The organism is Alteromonas sp. G4i35 (genome assembly GCF_054960375.1).
In genome coordinates, this window is the sequence record NZ_JBHNZD010000006.1 from 60,158 (window position 1) to 77,343 (window position 17,186).

Below are 17,186 nucleotides of genomic sequence, written 5' to 3' on the forward strand. Positions count from 1 at the left end.
GAACTCAGTGAAGGTTTTTAACATTAGATAAATGCCTATCCCAATTGCCGCCACTCACTTTTTTACATTGTTCTTCGCTATCAAAATAAATACCAACGGGTGCTGACTTAATTGACGCCAAAGCAATATTCACTTGGCTTATGAAGTCTATATCCCAACCATTAGTTAACGCCCGCTGCTTCTCCTGCTCAGTATTAAACACGGCAATCACTTGCGGCGCTCTCCAATGCCCTACGTGAGTTAGCCAAACAAATCCATTATTGGCAGATTTTACGCTTTCGCACACATCGGTTAGCACGGTTATTAGTTTTTTTTCTGTCATATCCTCGCCTTCAGCGCGAATTTTGAGTGGGCTTTCACAGGATTTTATCAGAAATATTAGATGGAGAATTAACGAGGTATATCCCTGCGTTCCATTTTCCTGATTTGGGTTTCTGTCCAATGCATTTATGAGAACGAAGATCCCTTTGATAGCTTTGTTTTCATCCTCCACACAATAGACCTACAGAATGTTATAACAAGTCAAAATAAATAGCATGAATGGCAATTATAGCCCCATTTTACTGGTCTAATTAGTATGCCTAACCTACATTGGTATATGAGAATTCTGATCAGATATGTACACAGTGATTGGCTGTGTTAGAGTTGCGATCGGCACTTTGATAGTGAGCATTAATTCTGTGAATAATGCATGACTTTCAAGACTTGTGGCGCTTTTGGGTACATAAACCTGAGGCTTGTATCCATTAAGGTATGTGAACAAAATCAGTAACGGTTAACGCCTAGTCTGCTTTTCCACATGCCACCTTAGGGCGTATTGATGATTGCTGTAAAACAAAGATCAACAAGCCCTAGTGCTAACAACTATTTATAATCACTTTTGTCATTACTTGGTTGTAACGCGCTTACGTTTATCTACCTATAACTATAACGACAATAAAATAGCTACAGAGCGTGAACGAAAACACCGATGAACCCTACATCTAAGGATACCTTTTTACATGTCAGATTTTAGACAACGCGCACTCGACTATCACGCCAAACCCACACCTGGAAAAATCCGCGTAGAGTTATCTAAACCAGCCGACAGCGTCGATGACCTTGCTCTTGCCTATAGCCCAGGCGTTGCCGAACCGGTCAGAGAAATTGCCGAAGACGCAGATAACGCCTATAAATACACGGGTAAAGGAAACCTGGTTGCCGTTATCAGTAACGGAACCGCGATTTTAGGATTGGGTAACCTAGGCCCACTGGCATCGAAACCTGTTATGGAAGGAAAAGCCCTTCTGTTTAAACGCTTTGCTGGCTTGGATGCCATTGACATTGAAGTGAAGCATCGTACAACCGAAGAGTTCATTAATACAGTAGCGAATATCGCTGACACATTTGGCGGCATTAACTTAGAAGACATTAAAGCGCCTGAATGCTTTGAAATTGAACAAGAGCTAATTAAGCGCTGTAAAATTCCGGTATTTCATGATGATCAGCACGGTACCGCTATTGTAACTGCAGCGGGCATGCTTAATGCTCTGGAAATTCAGGGTAAAAGCATAGAGAGCGCTAAAATTGTGTGTATGGGTGCCGGTGCAGCAGCGGTCGCTTGTATGGAACTGCTTATAAAGTGTGGTGCCCAGCGTGAGCGTATTTATATGCTAGACAGAAAAGGCGTTATCCATACTCGTCGCGAAGACTTAACTGAACACAAAAAGCTATTTGCTAACAATACTGACAAGCGTACGCTTGAAGATGTAATGGAAGGCGCGGATATTTTTGTTGGTGTGTCAGGACCGGATGTTTTACCACCAGAAACACTGGCCTTGATGGCTGAAAACCCAATTGTATTTGCATGTTCTAACCCAGACCCTGAGATAAAGCCTGAACTTGCTCACGAAGTACGTAAAGATCTTATTATGGCTACCGGACGCTCGGACTACCCTAACCAGGTTAACAACGTACTGTGTTTCCCGTTTATTTTCCGTGGAGCACTAGATGTTCGTGCAACGGCCATTAACGATGAAATGAAAGTAGCGGCAGTAGAAGCCCTTCGTGCTATCACGAAAGAGCCTGTACCAGAAGAAGTACTAGCTGCCAGTAAGAGTACTAGTCTGACATTTGGTAAGGAATACATTATTCCTAAACCTATGGATCCGCGTTTATGCGAGCGTATTGCTACCGCCGTATCTAAGGCTGCGATTGAATCTGGCGTTGCACGCGTGCCTGAAAGCCCAGAAGAATAAAATTCTGGCGCATAAGGCAAAAAAATGGAGGGGCTAGTGCTCAACCTTTATTTGCTAAAAAGTGCGCTTAGAGAATACAAGTACATAAAAAACGGCGCCGTGTTGTAGGTTATCAACTAGCAATAACTTACAACAAAGCGCCGTTTCTCTTTAATACCAAATATCAGTCGTCTTCCGACACATCGTTTTCGAAGCTTGGATCAATGCCCATTTCTTCCATAATGCGTCTTGCTTCAGCCGGTACGCGATTAGGATTGTCTTTGCGCAGGTCATCATCGTTAGGCAATGGTTGACCGGTAAACGCATGCAAAAATGCTTCACACAACAGTTCTGAATTAGTGGCGTGACGCAAATTATTGATTTGGCGGCGAGTACGCTCATCAGTAAGCGCCTTAAGCACATTAATAGGTATAGAGACAGTGACTTTCTTTACCTGTTCGCTCTTCTTGCCATGCTCTGCGTAGGGGTGAATATATTTACCGTTCCATTCTGCCATTGTACTAACTCGGTCTACTCTTTTTTATGTTATGAAGAGAAATTCTAAACAAGTTCACGAAAAGGTCAATTGAGCAGTGTAAACCTCTTGACGTCTAGACATATATTCTTTAATTTAGACGTCTAAACGTCTATAAGAATACATTTTTGAGAGAAAAAGCCATGGTTTCTTACGCACAAGGTATCGATGCATTAAACCAGTCCCTGTCGGAACTGCGTGATATTGATGTATCTTTTGAATTCTTTCCGCCTAAAACGGAAGCCATGGAACAGACCCTGTGGAAGTCAGTTGAACGTCTCGCGCCACTAAAGCCAAGCTACATGTCGGTAACCTACGGCGCGAATAGCGGTGAGCGTGACAGAACCCACGACGTTGTAAAACGCATTCAGCAGCAAACCGGTGTCGCGGCGGTTCCTCACTTGACCTGTGTTGATGCTAGCCGTGATGAGCTTAAGCAAATTGCAAAAGACTACTGGGACTCAGGTATTCGCCGTATTGTTGCGCTTCGTGGCGATTTACCGCCAGGAGTAGAAAAAACAGAGATGTATGCCTCTGATCTTGTTGCCTTGCTAAAAGACGTTGCCGATTTTGATATTTCTGTTGCTGCCTATCCAGAGAAGCACCCTGAAGCACCAAATGCGCAGTTTGATTTACTAAACCTCAAGCGCAAAGCAGAAGCAGGTGCCACAGAAGCGATAACCCAGTTCTTTTTCGATACGAGTGTGTACCTTCGATTTAGAGACCGTGCAGCCGCAGCGGGTGTCGACTTAGATATCGTTCCGGGTATTTTGCCGGTAACCAACTACCAAACACTGGTGAAATTTGCGGGGTTCACAAATGTTCATGTGCCGGGATGGTTACACAAAATGTTCGACGGCCTTGATGCCGACGACCAAGCCACACGTAACCTAATAGGTGCTAACATCGCCATGGATCAGGTAAAGGTATTGGCTAAAGAAGGGGTAAAACACTTCCATTTCTATACGTTGAACCGCAGTGAATTAAGCTACGCCATCTGTCACATGCTAGGTGTGCGCTCAGGCACTTAATACATACAACAATCAGGATCGTGCTGACATTTTTGAATGAAGCACTCCTCAATAGGCGCAGTCAATGCGCCTTTGTTGTATAAAGCCTGCATTAAACTTTGCCACCAAGGCCGCCCGCAGTTACCATCTGATATAACATGTAATGAACTATCGATGCTTTATAACAGTCCGCATAGATAAGACCGCGCTGTTTACCATTTACACGGTATCGTCAGGAGAAATTGAGTGGATTTAGACAAGGTTAAAGCCTTATATAACAATGTTACTCCTCAGGTTAGAGATCTCTTTAGCATCTTCATAAAGCGCTGTAGAGAAGACAATATTACTATCTCTGCTGGGCACTTAGCCTATGTAACGTTGTTATCTTTAGTACCATTTATCATGGTGACCTTTACCATTATGTCGGCTTTTCCTGCCTTCGCGTCTGTAAGAAGTAAGCTAGAGCATTTTGTTTTTAGCAACTTTGTACCTACCGCCAGTGATGTGGTGCATAAATACATGACCGATTTTGTGGGCAATGCCTCACAAATGAGTGCCATTGGTATTTTGTCGCTTCTTGTCGTTGCGTTAATGCTCATATCAAACGTAGATAAAACCTTAAATAGAATTTGGCGCACGCAAAGTGACAGACCTATTGTGTATACCTTTGCTATTTACTGGATGGTAATCACGCTTGGCCCTATGTTGATTGGCTCTAGTGTAGTGGTCAGTTCTTATTTGACTGGATTAGCGGCGTTCACTGAAGAATACACACCAGGTCTTGGTACTTTCTTACTCAGCCTTGTACCCAGCGGTGCAGCCATGCTTGCATTCACCATTTTATACATGGTGGTGCCGAATAGACGAGTGTTTGCTCGTCATGCTTTCGTAGGTGCCATTGTAGCCACTATTGCTTTTGAAATTACTAAGTCAGGTTTTGCACTTTATGTTACAAACTTCCCCTCGTACGAACTTATTTATGGCGCGCTTGCAGTGGTGCCTATTCTGTTTTTATGGGTGTATTTGTCGTGGATAATTGTGCTGTTTGGTGCAGAGTTTACGTGCAGTCTAGGCGAAGCTTTCGAAAACCGTAAAGCAGAAAACGAACCGCGCAAAGTCCCTCAAGAATAATTAGCCCACATGTTTAAAATAAAAAAGGGAGCTTCTCGCTCCCTCTCTATATATTACTGCTTAAAAGCTAGTTTTTCATTGAAGAAATAAACGCATCAGACTCTGCAATAGCAGAATTCATTTGTCTGATAAGCTGAGCGACGTTGTTCTCGATAGTAGAGAGCTCGCCCTGCAGCGCGCCTATCGCGCTGGCATTTAAATTGTGCTTCAAGTACAGCACATTATCTTGAAGCGCGCTTAATACCGGCGGCATTTTACTTTCCGCTTTGCGCATAGCCGTCATTAGTGAAGCGTAACGACGTTTAGTTTCGCGAAGCTTCGCCGCACTATCTCGCTTCAGCGATGCGTTCTCATACTTCTCTAGCTCTTCAGACCATTCATCGAATAAAGCCTCAGCTACACTTTCCACCTTGTCTATACGTGAACTCACTTCTTCCGAGGCGGCAACACTATCTTCGTACTGACCGTTTAATCGATTGTAAACATCTTCAAGTTCACCGCCATCAAATGCAACGGCCGCGCTGAATGCCTCCAGCGCCGAATTAAACTGCTCTTGAGCGTCTTCTTGTGATTCTTTCGCGTTTTCAACGCGGTCTACTAAGATATCACGCTTTTCAACGCCCACCTTTTCCCATGCTGCGTAATATGCAGACTGACACCCACTAAGGGCAAGCATAGCAACAAATGCTGATGCAAGTAGCTTCATGCGGTTACTCCACCTCTAAAGCGCGCTGCGCTTATAATACTGATTAGATGCAAAATGGCACCTAATGGCCAGAATACGATAGCAAGAACGACGGTCGCAGCCAGGGCATAGCACACGCCTACGGTAATGAAATAGAACAGCGCGCCCAGTATTCTGCCTTGAACCAAATGACCTAAACCAGGAATAAAGAAGTTACAAATTGCGGCGATTACATTACCGCCCGATCCTTGACCTGCCATATAAACATCCTCGCATTTATGACTATAATATGATTAGCTAGCACGTAATGACACTTGTTCTATAGTATACACTTAAGATTTATCGCTTATTTTACAAGCATAAACAGCGTTGAAGCAGTCAGCACGCAACCGTTTGTATAACAATAAACTAAACTAAAACAGGCACTCACACAACGCGCAGAAACAAAATGAAACGACTTTACCCCGATGTTACCTACTATGAAAATGGATTTATCGAAGTGGGAAGTGGGCATTCGCTTTACTTCGAGCAAAGTGGTAATCCAAACGGCATCCCCGTGCTCTTTATTCACGGAGGCCCAGGTGCAGGCTTACCCCCTAATTACAAATGCTTTTTTGACAGCAATAAGTATCGCATTGTCGGCTATGAGCAACGTGGTTGCGGCCGCTCTACGCCTATAGCTGACACGCTAAATAACGACACATGGTCGAATGTTGAAGATATCGAAGCATTACGTACACACCTTTCAATTCCAAAATTTCTCTTGTTTGGCGGTTCGTGGGGTTCGACACTCGCCCTGCTCTACGCGTTAAAGTACACGCCGCGAGTGACAGGACTCATTCTACGTGGCGTATTTTTAGCTCGACAGGAAGACAGGGATTGGTTTTTATCGCCAAATGGCTGTGCAGCTCAGTTATTTCCCGAGTATTACCGGAAATTTACAAAAGATGTGCCTAAGCCTGTGACCTCTAATTCAGTGTGTGATTTCTATAGCGCAATGGTGCGTTCTAGCAATGATGTACTAAGACATTCAGCGCTTAAAAGATGGTACCAATGGGAAGAGAGACTTTCTCGTATAACTCTACCACCTGGTGTGGGTGATTCGACAACTAATTACCCTATGCAGCTGGTCACCTGTTTAGCCACATTGGAATGCCATTTCCTATCTAATCAATGTTTCCTAGATGAAAACTATATTCTTGAAAACATTAGCAAAATAAGTCATATTCCTGGAACAATTGTACATGGTCGTAACGACATGATCTGCAAAACAGAAGCGGCGGAGGCACTTCACAAAGCGTGGCCTCAAAGTCAGCTACAAATTATCCCCGACGCGGGGCACAGTACTTCCGAGCCTAGTATAGGTTACGCGCTCTGCCGTGCTACCCGCGACATGTCTCGCTTTATTCAGGAGTCGTCAAAGTGATAGGACTAATTCAACGCGTATCGGAAGCCAATGTCACCGTTGCCGGTAATGTTATCGGCGAAATTGGTAAAGGCATGCTGGTGCTCTTGGGTGTTGAGAAAGGAGACGGTGACGCGGAGATAGAGAAGTTAGCAAATAAGCTCTGTCGATATCGCATGTTCAGTGACGAAGACGGAAAAATGAACCTAAATGTTGAGCAAGTGGGAGGCGAAATACTGGTGGTCTCTCAGTTCACACTCGTAGCCGATACGCAGAAAGGTAATCGTCCTGGTTTTTCACGCGGTGCATCGCCAGAACACGGCCAAGCCATTTATGAAAAGTTCGTTCAGTCTCTAAAAAATAAAGGTATGGTGGTGGCCACCGGCGAGTTCGGCGCTGATATGCAAGTAGGCCTAATTAATGACGGCCCCGTCACCTTTCAATTTAGCGTTTAGCGGGTAAAATCGTACGCTTCGTCAGCATCCCAAACTTGCTTACATAATTAAGCTTGTACCGCATGTATTCTTACGTTTAAATACTCGTTCATTCATTTAAGAAGGCCGGTTTATTGTGTACAAGGTAGTCACACCAAAAAGCGATGCCGAGTTTGAAGCCTATTTTCATTTTCGGTGGGAACACTTACGCCAGCCATGGAATTTCCCTCCAGGCTCTGAAAAAGACGAATATGAACAAGTCGCAGAGCACCGTATTATTACTAACCGAAATGGCGAAATTGTAGCTTGCGGCCGTGTGCATTTGAACACAGCCGAAGAGGCACAAATTCGTCATATTGCGGTTCACCCAGGCCATCAACGCAAGGGCTTAGGCCAAATGATCATGGCCGCACTCGAAAACGTTGCGAAAGACTTGGGCGCCGAGCGCGCTGTAACGAACAGCCGCGAAATATCTATCGACTTTTTTAGCGCATGTGGCTTTGAAGTTGAGCGTGAAGCGCCTAATGAGCTAGGCATGCTTAAACGTCAACAAATGGTCAAGAAGTTCACTGAAAACAACACATTGGTACTTCACCCTAAGTGGTGTAAATCGCTGCAAGAGACATGGTCTGAGACCATTCCCATTACCGAGCACATGGGAATTAAGCTTTACCAGTACACAGGCCGCACGCTTGAAACCCGTGCATCATTAAACAAAAACATCAATATTCACGGCACTATGTTTGCTGGCAGTATTTTTTCTTTAGCTACACTAACTGGCTGGGGCATGATTTACTTGCAGCTTAAAGAGCGTGGATTAGACGGTGACATTGTATTGGGCGATGGTGATATTCATTACCATAAACCCATCACGATGAAGCCAAGGGCAATCTGTAATATTGAAACCTTGTCTGGAAAGTTCAAGCCGCTAGAGAACGACAACAAGGCAAGGTTTGAGCTGAGTGTGGCAATTTTAGATGGCGACACCCCTGTGGCGGAATTTGAAGGGGTATTCTACGTACTTCCTCCCTCTAAAAATGAAGAAGAGTAGCGTTACGGATTAGCGATCATCACTAATTCGTACGAGCCGTCATTAAGAACAAAAATCCACTCATAAAAAAAGCGCCGTTAAGGCGCTTTTTTCGTCGTTAAGCTATTTGTAAGCTATGCACTGCGTGTACTACGCGACCATAGCTGCTTGAAGCTTTTTCATCGCGTTCTTTTCAATTTGACGAACACGCTCTGCAGAAACCTGATATTTATCAGCTAAGTCTTGCAGAGTAATCTTGTTGTCTGCTAACCAACGAGTTTCGATGATATCTTGGCTACGCTCGTCTAGCGTTTTAATCGCTGAGTACAAGCGCTTGCTCGCCGCTGTATCCCAGTCGTTGTTGATTACGTCAGTTTCAACATCTGAAGATTTGTCTTCTAAATACTGAACTGGCGCAAAATTGCCTGTTTCATCTTCGTCCGCAGTTAAATCGAACGCTTGGTCTTGAGAACTCATACGCGCTTCCATTTGAAGCACTTCTTTTGTACTCACGCCTAATTCGTTCGCTACTGTTTGCACTTCGTCATGAGTAAACCAACCAAGACGCTTCTTCGCCTTACGAAGGTTAAAGAATAGTTTGCGCTGCGCTTTGGTTGTCGCAACTTTCACTATTCGCCAGTTTTTAAGTACAAACTCATGAATTTCTGCTTTGATCCAATGTACCGCGAAAGAAACCAAACGTACGCCCACCGTTGGGTCGAAACGCTTAACGGCTTTCATCAGACCGATGTTACCTTCTTGAATTAAGTCGGCTTGTGGTAAGCCATAACCTGAGTAAGATTTTGCAATGTGCACTACAAAACGAAGATGTGACATTACTAGCTTACGAGCGGCTTGTAAGTCTTCGTCTTCGCGAAGGCGCACTGCCAACTCGCGCTCTTCCTCAGCGCTAAGCATATCAATGCTGCTTACAGCTTGGATGTAGCCTTCAATGCTACCGCTGTGTGGCACTGACAGGGCCATAGATTGCAAATTGTTGCTCATTGTTCACCTCATTTATTGCCGCTTCATATTAGCAAAGTAACCGAAGCTGCGCGAGACCTAATTAAGATATGAAGTCTAACCGATATGTAGGTATAGTGACTATTTCTACAATATCAAGACCTAAATTAAGAAAAAAAGTTCAACTTTAAAGCTTGCGGTCCATTTACGAATGCATTCACCGCAAACACTAAGCCTAGACTATCGACTTCACATCGAATGACACGCTGCACTTTCTGCCATCGTGCCTTTGGGTCGGTCATTTAACCACTACATCATTATACTTTAATTACACATACCAAAGTGAAGCCTAATCTCACTGGTATGAAATCCAACGCTTATTTATTACACGCTAGTTATCCGAAACATAAGATTTCCACTATCTCTAAGATAAGTCAGCAAGGTGCCTGCGCGTCAATACAGTATATAAACCTTGTATATGTCATCTTATACCTTGCTTTTCTGGCTGGAAACTGAAAATAATAGATTGAATTAATCGATTTTGCACTACAACCGCTGTACAGCATTTTCCAGACAACAATTATAAAAGACTGGAAGGGAAATACTTAAGGAAAGGAGTAAGGCAAGTGAAGCAAAGAGGATCTTGATGTTTGCTTACGTCGCTAGACAGCCCATATTTAATGTAAACAGAGAAGTTTACGCCTACGAACTACTTTTTCGTGTTGGAGAAGATAACTGCTTTCCCGATATACCTCCTGACGAGGCTACCTCGAAAATTCTTACCTCTACCCATTTAAGCTTAGGTATTGAGGAGATAACCGGAGATAAGAAAGCCTTCATCAACTTTCACCGCGACACACTTATGTTTCGTTTTCCGACCTCTCTGGATGCAAGCAAAGTGGTCATTGAGATTGTAGAAACCGTTGACGTTGATGATGCGCTGGTAGCCGCTTGCAAACATATTCGAGGTCTTGGCTATCCTATTGCTCTTGACGACTATGACATGAAAGGCAAGTGGGAAGCATTCATTCCATTTACCAGCATAGTCAAAATTGACATTACAGAGATCCCCCACGAAAAAATTCCCGCCCTTGTCGAACGCTTCAAATCGAACAAAATACAGTTGGTTGCAGAAAAAATTGAGACCTATGAAGAATTCAATAAATTCAAAGATATGGGTTTCGACTATTTCCAAGGATACTTTCTAGCTAAACCCGAAATTGTAAGGCACAGAAAGTTAGGGCCCAGCAGCCTAACCATGATGGAGTTACTTACGCTAAGTAGCCAGGCAAAGCTGAATTTCGATGAAGTAAACAAAATCATTGAACGAGATCCCTCGCTTACTTACTTGCTGCTGCGGTTTATCAACAATCCTCTGGTCAACAAGCGACATAAAATAACGTCACTTAAACACGCGTTAACCTTTATGGGCGAAGTAGAAGTGAAGAAGTTCATATCATTGCTGGCTCTTGCAAACCTAAGCGATGGTCAGCCTACTGAGCTAATGCAAATGGCGCTTGTTCGCGCAAAGTTCTGTGAACTGGTCTACACCCAGCTTAAAGGTGCCGATGACCCGTTAAAAGGTTTTCTTATTGGCCTGCTTTCTTTGCTTGATGCCATGATGGAACAGCGAATTGACGATTTGGTCAGCAAGGTTCCAATTAGTGACGACGTTAAAGATGCCCTGTGCGGAAGCCCTGGTGTGCTTCGCAACTGCCTGACGCTGTCACAATTCTTTGAAAGAGCTAAATGGACGGGCATTCAGCAATTCGCAACAAAGTATGGTGTTAAACAGAGTCTTCTGCATAGTTATTACAACGAAGCGATAAAGTGGGCTAAACACATTCATAAGGCCGCTTTGAACGACAACTAAGCCTACGATTACGCCAGTTGATGTGAAATTAATCGTTGAATAGTTGTTAGATTGCGCTTACATATCATAGACTAGGGTCAGTTCTTTTGGATTACACATTAAAGAACACCTAACCTTAGCGTGTGACGTAGCGCTAGCTAAGCCTCTAAATATAACAATAAAAATAACCTTAACCGTGTTGTATCAGGAATAGATTATGTTCGCGTTTATAGCTCGCCAGCCTATTTTAGATAAAAGCAAAAGTGTTTTCGCCTATGAGCTTCTGTTCAGAGATGGCAAGTCTGGTGCTTATCCGGAACATAACGAAGAGAAAGCTAAGTATATTTCTGAGCACTTCCATCCACTTGGGCTTGATGATATCAGCGGCGAAAAAACGTCTTTTATCACGTTCTCGTCAGATACAATTATTTCGCGCTTTCCTACATCGCTTAACCCTGAGTCGGTAGTGGTTGAACTGGCTGATCCATCCGACAACACCAACGGACTATTCGAAGCATGCCAGCACATAAAGCAACTTGGCTTTAAGCTAGCTATCGATGATCCCATGATGGTGGGTTCAAAACACGACATATTTCCTCTTATCGATATTGTGAAAGTCGATGTGACAAAAACCCGCTTTGAAACCATTGAAAAGCACATTCCGCGCTATCACGATGCGAACGTGCAATTAGTGGCGGAACAGGTTGATACGCAAGATAATTTTTCAACGTGCGTAGATTTGGGTTTCGACTTCTTCCAGGGTTATTTTTTCTCGCAACCGGAAGCACGTATTCTACGACAGCTTCCTGCGTCTAAAATGAACATTGTTGATTTGATGGGCGAAAGCTCTAGCAGCGACTTTGACATAGACCGTATCAGCCAAATTATAGAGCGAGACGCCACCTTAAGCTTCTTATTGCTGAAGTTTATCAATAACCCCACTATTAATAAGCGTTACAAAATTACATCACTAAAGCACGCGCTTAATTACATGGGTGAAGTAGAGATTAAGAAATTCATCGCTTTATTAAGTTTAACGAACTTAGGCGATGAAAAGCCCCTTGAAATCATTCATATGTCTTTAGTTCGCGCTAAGTTTTTCGACTTACTTGCTGAGCGTAGAGGTCTTAGAAATAATCCGCCCATCTCCTTTTTGGTTGGTTTATTTTCGCTTCTTGAAGGGTTACTTGATCAGTCTATGACAGACATTGTAAAGCAGCTGCCGCTTTCCGATGAGGTTAACGATGCACTACTTGGCAAGAACTTAGAAATGAACAGCTATATGACTTTGGTTCGCGCCTTTGAAAGCGCCCTTTGGATGAATGTCATAAAACAAGCTAAAGTGCTTAATATTGACCAGAAGCAGCTGCATATGCTGTATAACCAAGCCATCATTTGGGGCAATGGAGTGCGCAGCGCTATCTCCTCACACTATCCCCGTGCGATAGCTTAAGTACAAAACTAAGAACACGCCTACTTACCGCCAATAACGTCATACAGTGACTTATATATTTCGCACTGTAGGCGTGTAAGTATACTCACGTCTACGACTACTTGGGCTCTATTTCCCTTACATGACGCTGCACAGAGATAAGTGAGCCCAGTAAACCGAGCAGCACCGATAGTCCCAGCATAGTCAGCAATGCAGAACCGGTTAATCCAGTAATGTTGAAATCCTTCTGATACATAGCGGCAAACGTAGTGATGCTGCTATCCATCCACCATAGTATGATAATAACGGCAAACCACGCCATTAGTCCGCCCAATAGGCCATACCAGAAGCCTGTATATAAAAACGGGCGATGGATAAACGCATCGGTTGCGCCAACCAGCTTCATCACTACGATTTCGTCATACTTGTTCAAAATATTCAGACGAATGGTGTTACCAATAATTAGTACAACGGCGATGAAAAGTAGTAATCCTATTAGCGTAACCAAGTCTCTGGCAATATCGATAACGGCATATAAACGCTCTAACCATTCGATATCCAGTTTACCTATATCAACTTCACGCTGCTGTCGCAGTTTATCTAGCAGTGCTTTCGCTGCCGTCGGCGACGCGTGTTTTTCGTTTGGCGTTACTAGCACTACATCAGGCAGTGGGTTTTTCTCTAGATAGGCGATGGCATCGCCCAACCCTGACAAGTGCTGAAATTCTTTAAGCGCATCATCCGCTGGAATATAAACAACGCTGTCTATTTCAGACCAGCTGTTTAATCGTGCCACCAGCTGTTGCGAACTTGCCGCGTTGATATCTGGCTTTAAAAACAGAGATATTTCTGACGCCTGATCCCAGCCTGCTGTAATTTTCTCAGTATTTTTCACCATGATATAAAGCGTACTAGGTAGCGTAATACTCAGGCCTAGTACCCCAATAGTCATTAAAGATGCCAGCGGCTGACGCCACAGCTCTCCAAGACTCGCCAGCGCTTGGCGCACATGGCTGACAAAGAACATCACAATAGATTGGACAAAGCCTACTTTGGCAGAAGACGCCCCTTTTGCACGCCCTTTAAACAAAATGCTCATGACCAGTCTCCTTCACTGCTGGCTGAACTTGTGCCATCAAGGTCGTCAGTAAGGCCATCGGTGATCATTTGACCATTTTTGAGGGTCAACGTGCGATAACGCATGCGAGCAATCAGCCCTAAATCATGGGTTGCAATAAGTACTGACACGCCCGCTTGATTGAAGTCTTCAAAAAGGCGAATGATTTCCATGGAAAGCTTGGGGTCGAGGTTACCGGTCGGTTCGTCTGCCAGCAGTAACGGGGGTTTATTTACTACTGCTCGCGCGATCCCCACTCGCTGCTGCTCACCACCAGACAACGTAATAGGCAGGCAACGCGCTTTATCTCTTAGCCCTACCATTTCAAGCGCAGCTTCTACGCGCTTGCGAATTTCTTTGTGGGTGTAACCCTCAATGACTAGCGGTAACGCCACGTTGTCAAAAACCGACTTGTCCATCAGCAGCTGGTGACTTTGGAAGATCATGCCGATATCGCGGCGTATATAGGCAATATCTCGACGGGTAATAGCGTTAAGGTCGTGGCCATTAATAAGAACGCGCCCTACTGTTGGGCGCTCCATTAGGCTGATAAGTTTAAGTAGCGTGCTTTTTCCTGCGCCAGAATGCCCTGTTAAAAAGGCCATTTCACCCGGCGCAATATGAAAATTCACCTTGCTCAGCGCACGTTGTCCGCCCGGATAGGTTTTGCTTACCTGCTCAAACTTTATCATTATTTTTCCCTACCGCTTTGCTGGTTTTAGCTTTCAGGTGTGTCCATTTCGCTAAACAACGCATCAATAAATTCTTGTCCGTCAAACTGGCGTAAATCATCAATGCTTTCGCCAACACCTATATACCTTATAGGAATTTTGAACTTATCGGCAATAGAGAATATAACACCGCCTTTCGCTGTGCCGTCTAACTTGGTAAGCGTGATGCCTGTTAAGCCCACGGCTTCATTAAACAACTTGGCTTGGCTAATGGCGTTTTGGCCTGTACCTGCATCCAATGTAAGCATAACTTCGTGAGGCGCATTCGGATTAATTTTCTTCATTACGCGAACCACTTTCTTAAGCTCTTCCATCAAGTTGTTCTTATTTTGCAAGCGCCCTGCCGTGTCGGCAATAAGGATATCTGTGCCGCGCGACTTCGCTGCTTCTAATGCATCGTAAAGTACCGATGCACTGTCAGCGCCAGTGTGCTGTGCGATAACCGGAATATCGTTGCGCTCGCCCCATACTTGAAGCTGTTCAACCGCCGCCGCTCTAAAGGTATCACCCGCAGCAAGCATCACTTTCTTACCTTCTTGCTGGAACTGCTTAGCCAGCTTACCAATAGTCGTGGTTTTACCTACGCCATTTACGCCAACCATTAAGATAACGAACGGACCTTCACTGGAATCATGGGCCTGCATCACTTCTGACAGAGGCTGATTCACTTGAGACAACATGCCAGACATTTGCTGCTTCATGATCTCCAGCAAGGCTTCGGCATCTTTTAAATCTTTTCGAGAAGCACTATCGGTTAGGTGATCGATGATTTTTTGCGTAGTATCCATGCCCACGTCAGCAACTAACAGTTGTGTTTCAAGATCTTCGTACAGCTCGTCATCGATGGTTTTGCCTTTAAACAGGCTAACAATACCACTGCCTAGGTTTTCTTTTGTACGAGATAGGCTTTCTTTTAAACGTGCAAATAACGACTTTTTCTCTTTAGGCTTTTCTTCGGCTTTGGCTTTAGCCTGGGCTTCTGCTTTAGCGCGAGCCTCTTCTTCCGCTTTAGCCTTCGCCTGTGCTTCAGCTTCTGCCTTTGCGCGAGCCTCTTCTTCCGCTTGGGCTTTCGCCTGTGCTTCAGCCTCTGCCTTTGCACGCGCTTCTTCTTCCGCTTGCGCCCTCGCCTGCGCTTCAGCCTCTGCCTTTGCACGCGCTTCTTCTTCCGCTTTAGCCTTCGCCTGCGCTTCAGCTTCTGACTTAGCGCGAGCCTCTTCTTCCGCTTGCGCCTTCGCCTGTGCTTCAGCCTCTGCCTTTGCACGCGCTTCTTCTTCGGCTTTAGCCTTCGCCTGTGCTTCAGCTTCTGCCTTTGCGCGAGCCTCTTCTTCCGCTTGCGCCTTCGCCTTTGCTTCAGCCTCTGCCTTTGCGCGGGCCTCTTCTTCCGCTTTAGCCTTCGCCTGCGCTTCAGCTTCTGCCTTAGCGCGAGCCTCTTCTTCCGCTTGCGCCTTCGCCTTTGCTTCAGCTTCTGCCTTAGCGCGGGCCTCTTCTTCCGCTTGTGCCTTCGCCTTTGCTTCAGCCTCTGCCTCAGCGCGGGCCTCTTCTTCCGCTTTAGCCTTCGCCTGTGCTTCAGCTTCTGCCTTAGCGCGGGCTTCTTCTTCCGCTTGCGCCTTCGCCTGCGCTTCAGCCTCCGCCTTTGCGCGGGCCTCTTCTTCCGCTTTGGCTTTCGCCTCTGCTTCAGCCTCTGCCTTTAAGCGAGCTTCTTCTTCCGCTTGGGCTTTTTGTTTCTCTGCTTTTTTGTTCTTACTGAACCAGCCAAAAAGTTTCGACATCGTTAGGACAAATCCTTATAAATTCTTAGCAATTTCGGCTACACTTGCCGCCTAATGTATGAACGCATGATACCATTGTCAGCCACTATGAAGCGAGTTTCTCGCCCTACTCGGGCACCATCTTCTGCAAAAAAATCTTATTCATCCCAAAAAGGGAAACAATCAGGGAAAACCCAAAGCACAAATAGTCCTGGGCAAATACGCATTATCGGTGGCCAATGGCGTGGTAGAAAGTTACCCGTACTAAATGCAGAAGGGTTAAGGCCAACTACAGACAGAAACAAAGAAACCTTGTTTAACTGGTTAATGCCGTACATAAACGATGCACGCTGCTTGGATGTATTTGCGGGTTCTGGTGGACTAGGTTTAGAAGCTCTGTCTCGCTATGCAGCACATTGTGATTTTATAGAGCTGGATAAACAGGCAGCAAGCCAGCTTAAAAGTAATCTTACCTTATTAAAAGCAAATGAACTGGCGTCAGCAACCGTTCATCAAGGGGACGCACTAGGTATTTTAAAAGGCATCAGCCAAGCGCCTTACGATATTGTTTTTGTCGATCCGCCTTTTGCGAAATCATTGGTAGCACCTACGCTGGCTGCGCTAGAAGATAACAAACTTGTTCATAGTGGTAGCGTGGTGTATTTAGAGCACGAAAGTGCGCTAACAACGCCCGCTCTCCCCGCCCATTGGCAAATTATTAAAGACAAACAAACTAGCGCGCTGCGCTATATGCTAATTGAGATATGTTGATTGATAACGATTGAAGTGCCTCAATTGAGGAGAGATAAGCCGTGACCTTTAACTAAGTACACGGCTTTTATTGAGCATAAGAGCTAAGGATCTGTTGCTCGTTTTACCTAAGCAAGATCAAGTTGC

Annotated in this window: 17 protein-coding genes; 9 read left to right on the forward strand and 8 right to left on the reverse strand. The window is 44.8% G+C overall.

Annotated elements, in window-relative coordinates; translation table 11 throughout:
* Positions 1–4: 4 nt before the first annotated feature.
* Positions 5–322 carry a hypothetical protein gene (locus tag ACFI6L_RS04870; protein ID WP_287498598.1) on the reverse strand — a complete coding sequence of 106 codons (318 nt, stop codon included), beginning with the start codon at positions 320–322 and terminating at the stop codon, positions 5–7.
* Between the two features lie 679 nt (positions 323–1,001).
* On the opposite strand from ACFI6L_RS04870, the gene ACFI6L_RS04875 reads away from it, so the two are divergent.
* The gene (locus ACFI6L_RS04875; RefSeq protein WP_014950978.1) at positions 1,002–2,237 is read left to right on the forward strand and encodes a malic enzyme-like NAD(P)-binding protein; all 1,236 of its coding nucleotides are present in this window, start codon (positions 1,002–1,004) and stop codon (positions 2,235–2,237) included.
* 163 nt (positions 2,238–2,400) lie between these two features.
* Here the strand turns inward: ACFI6L_RS04875 and metJ are convergent, their stop codons facing one another.
* Positions 2,401–2,733: a met regulon transcriptional regulator MetJ gene (metJ, locus tag ACFI6L_RS04880; protein WP_014950979.1), complete on the reverse strand. Its 333-nt coding sequence runs from the start codon at positions 2,731–2,733 to the stop codon at positions 2,401–2,403.
* Between the two features lie 161 nt (positions 2,734–2,894).
* On the opposite strand from metJ, the gene metF reads away from it, so the two are divergent.
* Complete coding sequence (gene metF / locus ACFI6L_RS04885) at positions 2,895–3,782, forward strand: methylenetetrahydrofolate reductase (protein ID WP_171337429.1); 888 nt, start codon at positions 2,895–2,897, stop codon at positions 3,780–3,782.
* 225 nt (positions 3,783–4,007) lie between these two features.
* Complete coding sequence (locus ACFI6L_RS04890; protein ID WP_171337430.1) at positions 4,008–4,892, forward strand: virulence factor BrkB family protein; 885 nt, start codon at positions 4,008–4,010, stop codon at positions 4,890–4,892.
* Positions 4,893–4,959: 67 nt separating this feature from the next.
* Here the strand turns inward: ACFI6L_RS04890 and ACFI6L_RS04895 are convergent, their stop codons facing one another.
* Together ACFI6L_RS04895 and ACFI6L_RS04900 are read right to left on the reverse strand one after the other, a co-directional pair.
* A complete protein-coding gene (locus ACFI6L_RS04895; protein ID WP_014950982.1) occupies positions 4,960–5,598 on the reverse strand; it encodes a DUF2959 domain-containing protein in 639 nt (212 codons plus the stop codon).
* On the reverse strand, positions 5,595–5,837 hold the full coding sequence (locus ACFI6L_RS04900) for a hypothetical protein (protein ID WP_014950983.1): 243 nt from the start codon (positions 5,835–5,837) through the stop codon (positions 5,595–5,597). Before ACFI6L_RS04900 ends, ACFI6L_RS04895 begins: the two co-directional genes overlap by 4 nt.
* A 188-nt stretch (positions 5,838–6,025) precedes the next feature.
* Between ACFI6L_RS04900 and pip the strand changes: the two genes are divergently transcribed.
* The 3 genes from pip (at position 6,026) to ACFI6L_RS04915 (ending at position 8,467) form a co-directional block, all read left to right on the forward strand.
* Positions 6,026–7,003: a prolyl aminopeptidase gene (gene pip, locus ACFI6L_RS04905; protein WP_371342321.1), complete on the forward strand. Its 978-nt coding sequence runs from the start codon at positions 6,026–6,028 to the stop codon at positions 7,001–7,003.
* On the forward strand, positions 7,000–7,437 hold the full coding sequence (gene dtd / locus ACFI6L_RS04910) for a D-aminoacyl-tRNA deacylase (protein ID WP_456251827.1): 438 nt from the start codon (positions 7,000–7,002) through the stop codon (positions 7,435–7,437). The genes pip and dtd overlap by 4 nt, the downstream gene beginning before the upstream one ends.
* Positions 7,438–7,552: 115 nt before the next feature.
* Positions 7,553–8,467, forward strand: a complete 915-nt coding sequence (locus tag ACFI6L_RS04915; RefSeq protein ID WP_014950986.1) for a bifunctional GNAT family N-acetyltransferase/hotdog fold thioesterase — start codon at positions 7,553–7,555, stop codon at positions 8,465–8,467.
* A gap of 129 nt (positions 8,468–8,596) precedes the next feature.
* On the opposite strand, the gene rpoH is transcribed toward ACFI6L_RS04915, so the two are convergent.
* Positions 8,597–9,451 (reverse strand): RNA polymerase sigma factor RpoH, encoded by an 855-nt coding sequence (gene rpoH / locus ACFI6L_RS04920; RefSeq protein ID WP_014950987.1) that lies wholly within the window; start codon positions 9,449–9,451, stop codon positions 8,597–8,599.
* 604 nt (positions 9,452–10,055) lie between these two features.
* On the opposite strand from rpoH, the gene ACFI6L_RS04925 reads away from it, so the two are divergent.
* Both ACFI6L_RS04925 and ACFI6L_RS04930 read left to right on the forward strand, forming a co-directional pair.
* Entirely contained in the window at positions 10,056–11,282 is a 1,227-nt protein-coding gene (locus ACFI6L_RS04925) for an EAL and HDOD domain-containing protein (protein WP_239247420.1), read from the forward strand.
* Positions 11,283–11,478: 196 nt separating this feature from the next.
* Positions 11,479–12,714 carry an EAL and HDOD domain-containing protein gene (locus ACFI6L_RS04930; protein WP_462573537.1) on the forward strand — a complete coding sequence of 412 codons (1,236 nt, stop codon included), beginning with the start codon at positions 11,479–11,481 and terminating at the stop codon, positions 12,712–12,714.
* A 97-nt stretch (positions 12,715–12,811) separates the two neighbouring features.
* Here ACFI6L_RS04930 and ftsX read toward each other — a convergent pair whose 3' ends face one another.
* From ftsX to ftsY, 3 genes are read right to left on the reverse strand one after another with little or no spacing between them, the layout of a single operon-like run.
* Complete coding sequence (gene ftsX / locus ACFI6L_RS04935; RefSeq protein ID WP_061096014.1) at positions 12,812–13,792, reverse strand: permease-like cell division protein FtsX; 981 nt, start codon at positions 13,790–13,792, stop codon at positions 12,812–12,814.
* Positions 13,789–14,502: a cell division ATP-binding protein FtsE gene (ftsE, locus tag ACFI6L_RS04940; RefSeq protein ID WP_049589056.1), complete on the reverse strand. Its 714-nt coding sequence runs from the start codon at positions 14,500–14,502 to the stop codon at positions 13,789–13,791. The genes ftsX and ftsE overlap by 4 nt, the downstream gene beginning before the upstream one ends.
* A 26-nt stretch (positions 14,503–14,528) precedes the next feature.
* The gene (gene ftsY / locus ACFI6L_RS04945) at positions 14,529–16,310 is read right to left on the reverse strand and encodes a signal recognition particle-docking protein FtsY (RefSeq protein ID WP_462573538.1); all 1,782 of its coding nucleotides are present in this window, start codon (positions 16,308–16,310) and stop codon (positions 14,529–14,531) included.
* Positions 16,311–16,376: 66 nt separating this feature from the next.
* On the opposite strand from ftsY, the gene rsmD reads away from it, so the two are divergent.
* Complete coding sequence (gene rsmD / locus ACFI6L_RS04950; protein WP_462573539.1) at positions 16,377–17,060, forward strand: 16S rRNA (guanine(966)-N(2))-methyltransferase RsmD; 684 nt, start codon at positions 16,377–16,379, stop codon at positions 17,058–17,060.
* Positions 17,061–17,186: the final 126 nt, after the last annotated feature.

Bases quoted from the DNA above. Each gene is read 5' to 3' on its own strand.
- ACFI6L_RS04870 (WP_287498598.1), bottom strand. From the start codon at position 322: ATGACAGAAAAAAAACTAATAACCGTGCTAACCGATGTGTGCGAAAGC.
- ACFI6L_RS04875 (WP_014950978.1), top strand. From the start codon at position 1,002: ATGTCAGATTTTAGACAACGCGCACTCGACTATCACGCCAAACCCACA.
- metJ (WP_014950979.1), bottom strand. From the start codon at position 2,733: ATGGCAGAATGGAACGGTAAATATATTCACCCCTACGCAGAGCATGGC.
- metF (WP_171337429.1), top strand. From the start codon at position 2,895: ATGGTTTCTTACGCACAAGGTATCGATGCATTAAACCAGTCCCTGTCG.
- ACFI6L_RS04895 (WP_014950982.1), bottom strand. From the start codon at position 5,598: ATGAAGCTACTTGCATCAGCATTTGTTGCTATGCTTGCCCTTAGTGGG.
- ACFI6L_RS04900 (WP_014950983.1), bottom strand. From the start codon at position 5,837: ATGGCAGGTCAAGGATCGGGCGGTAATGTAATCGCCGCAATTTGTAAC.
- pip (WP_371342321.1), top strand. From the start codon at position 6,026: ATGAAACGACTTTACCCCGATGTTACCTACTATGAAAATGGATTTATC.
- rpoH (WP_014950987.1), bottom strand. From the start codon at position 9,451: ATGAGCAACAATTTGCAATCTATGGCCCTGTCAGTGCCACACAGCGGT.
- ACFI6L_RS04925 (WP_239247420.1), top strand. From the start codon at position 10,056: ATGTTTGCTTACGTCGCTAGACAGCCCATATTTAATGTAAACAGAGAA.
- ACFI6L_RS04930 (WP_462573537.1), top strand. From the start codon at position 11,479: ATGTTCGCGTTTATAGCTCGCCAGCCTATTTTAGATAAAAGCAAAAGT.
- ftsX (WP_061096014.1), bottom strand. From the start codon at position 13,792: ATGAGCATTTTGTTTAAAGGGCGTGCAAAAGGGGCGTCTTCTGCCAAA.
- ftsE (WP_049589056.1), bottom strand. From the start codon at position 14,502: ATGATAAAGTTTGAGCAGGTAAGCAAAACCTATCCGGGCGGACAACGT.
- ftsY (WP_462573538.1), bottom strand. From the start codon at position 16,310: ATGTCGAAACTTTTTGGCTGGTTCAGTAAGAACAAAAAAGCAGAGAAA.
- rsmD (WP_462573539.1), top strand. From the start codon at position 16,377: ATGATACCATTGTCAGCCACTATGAAGCGAGTTTCTCGCCCTACTCGG.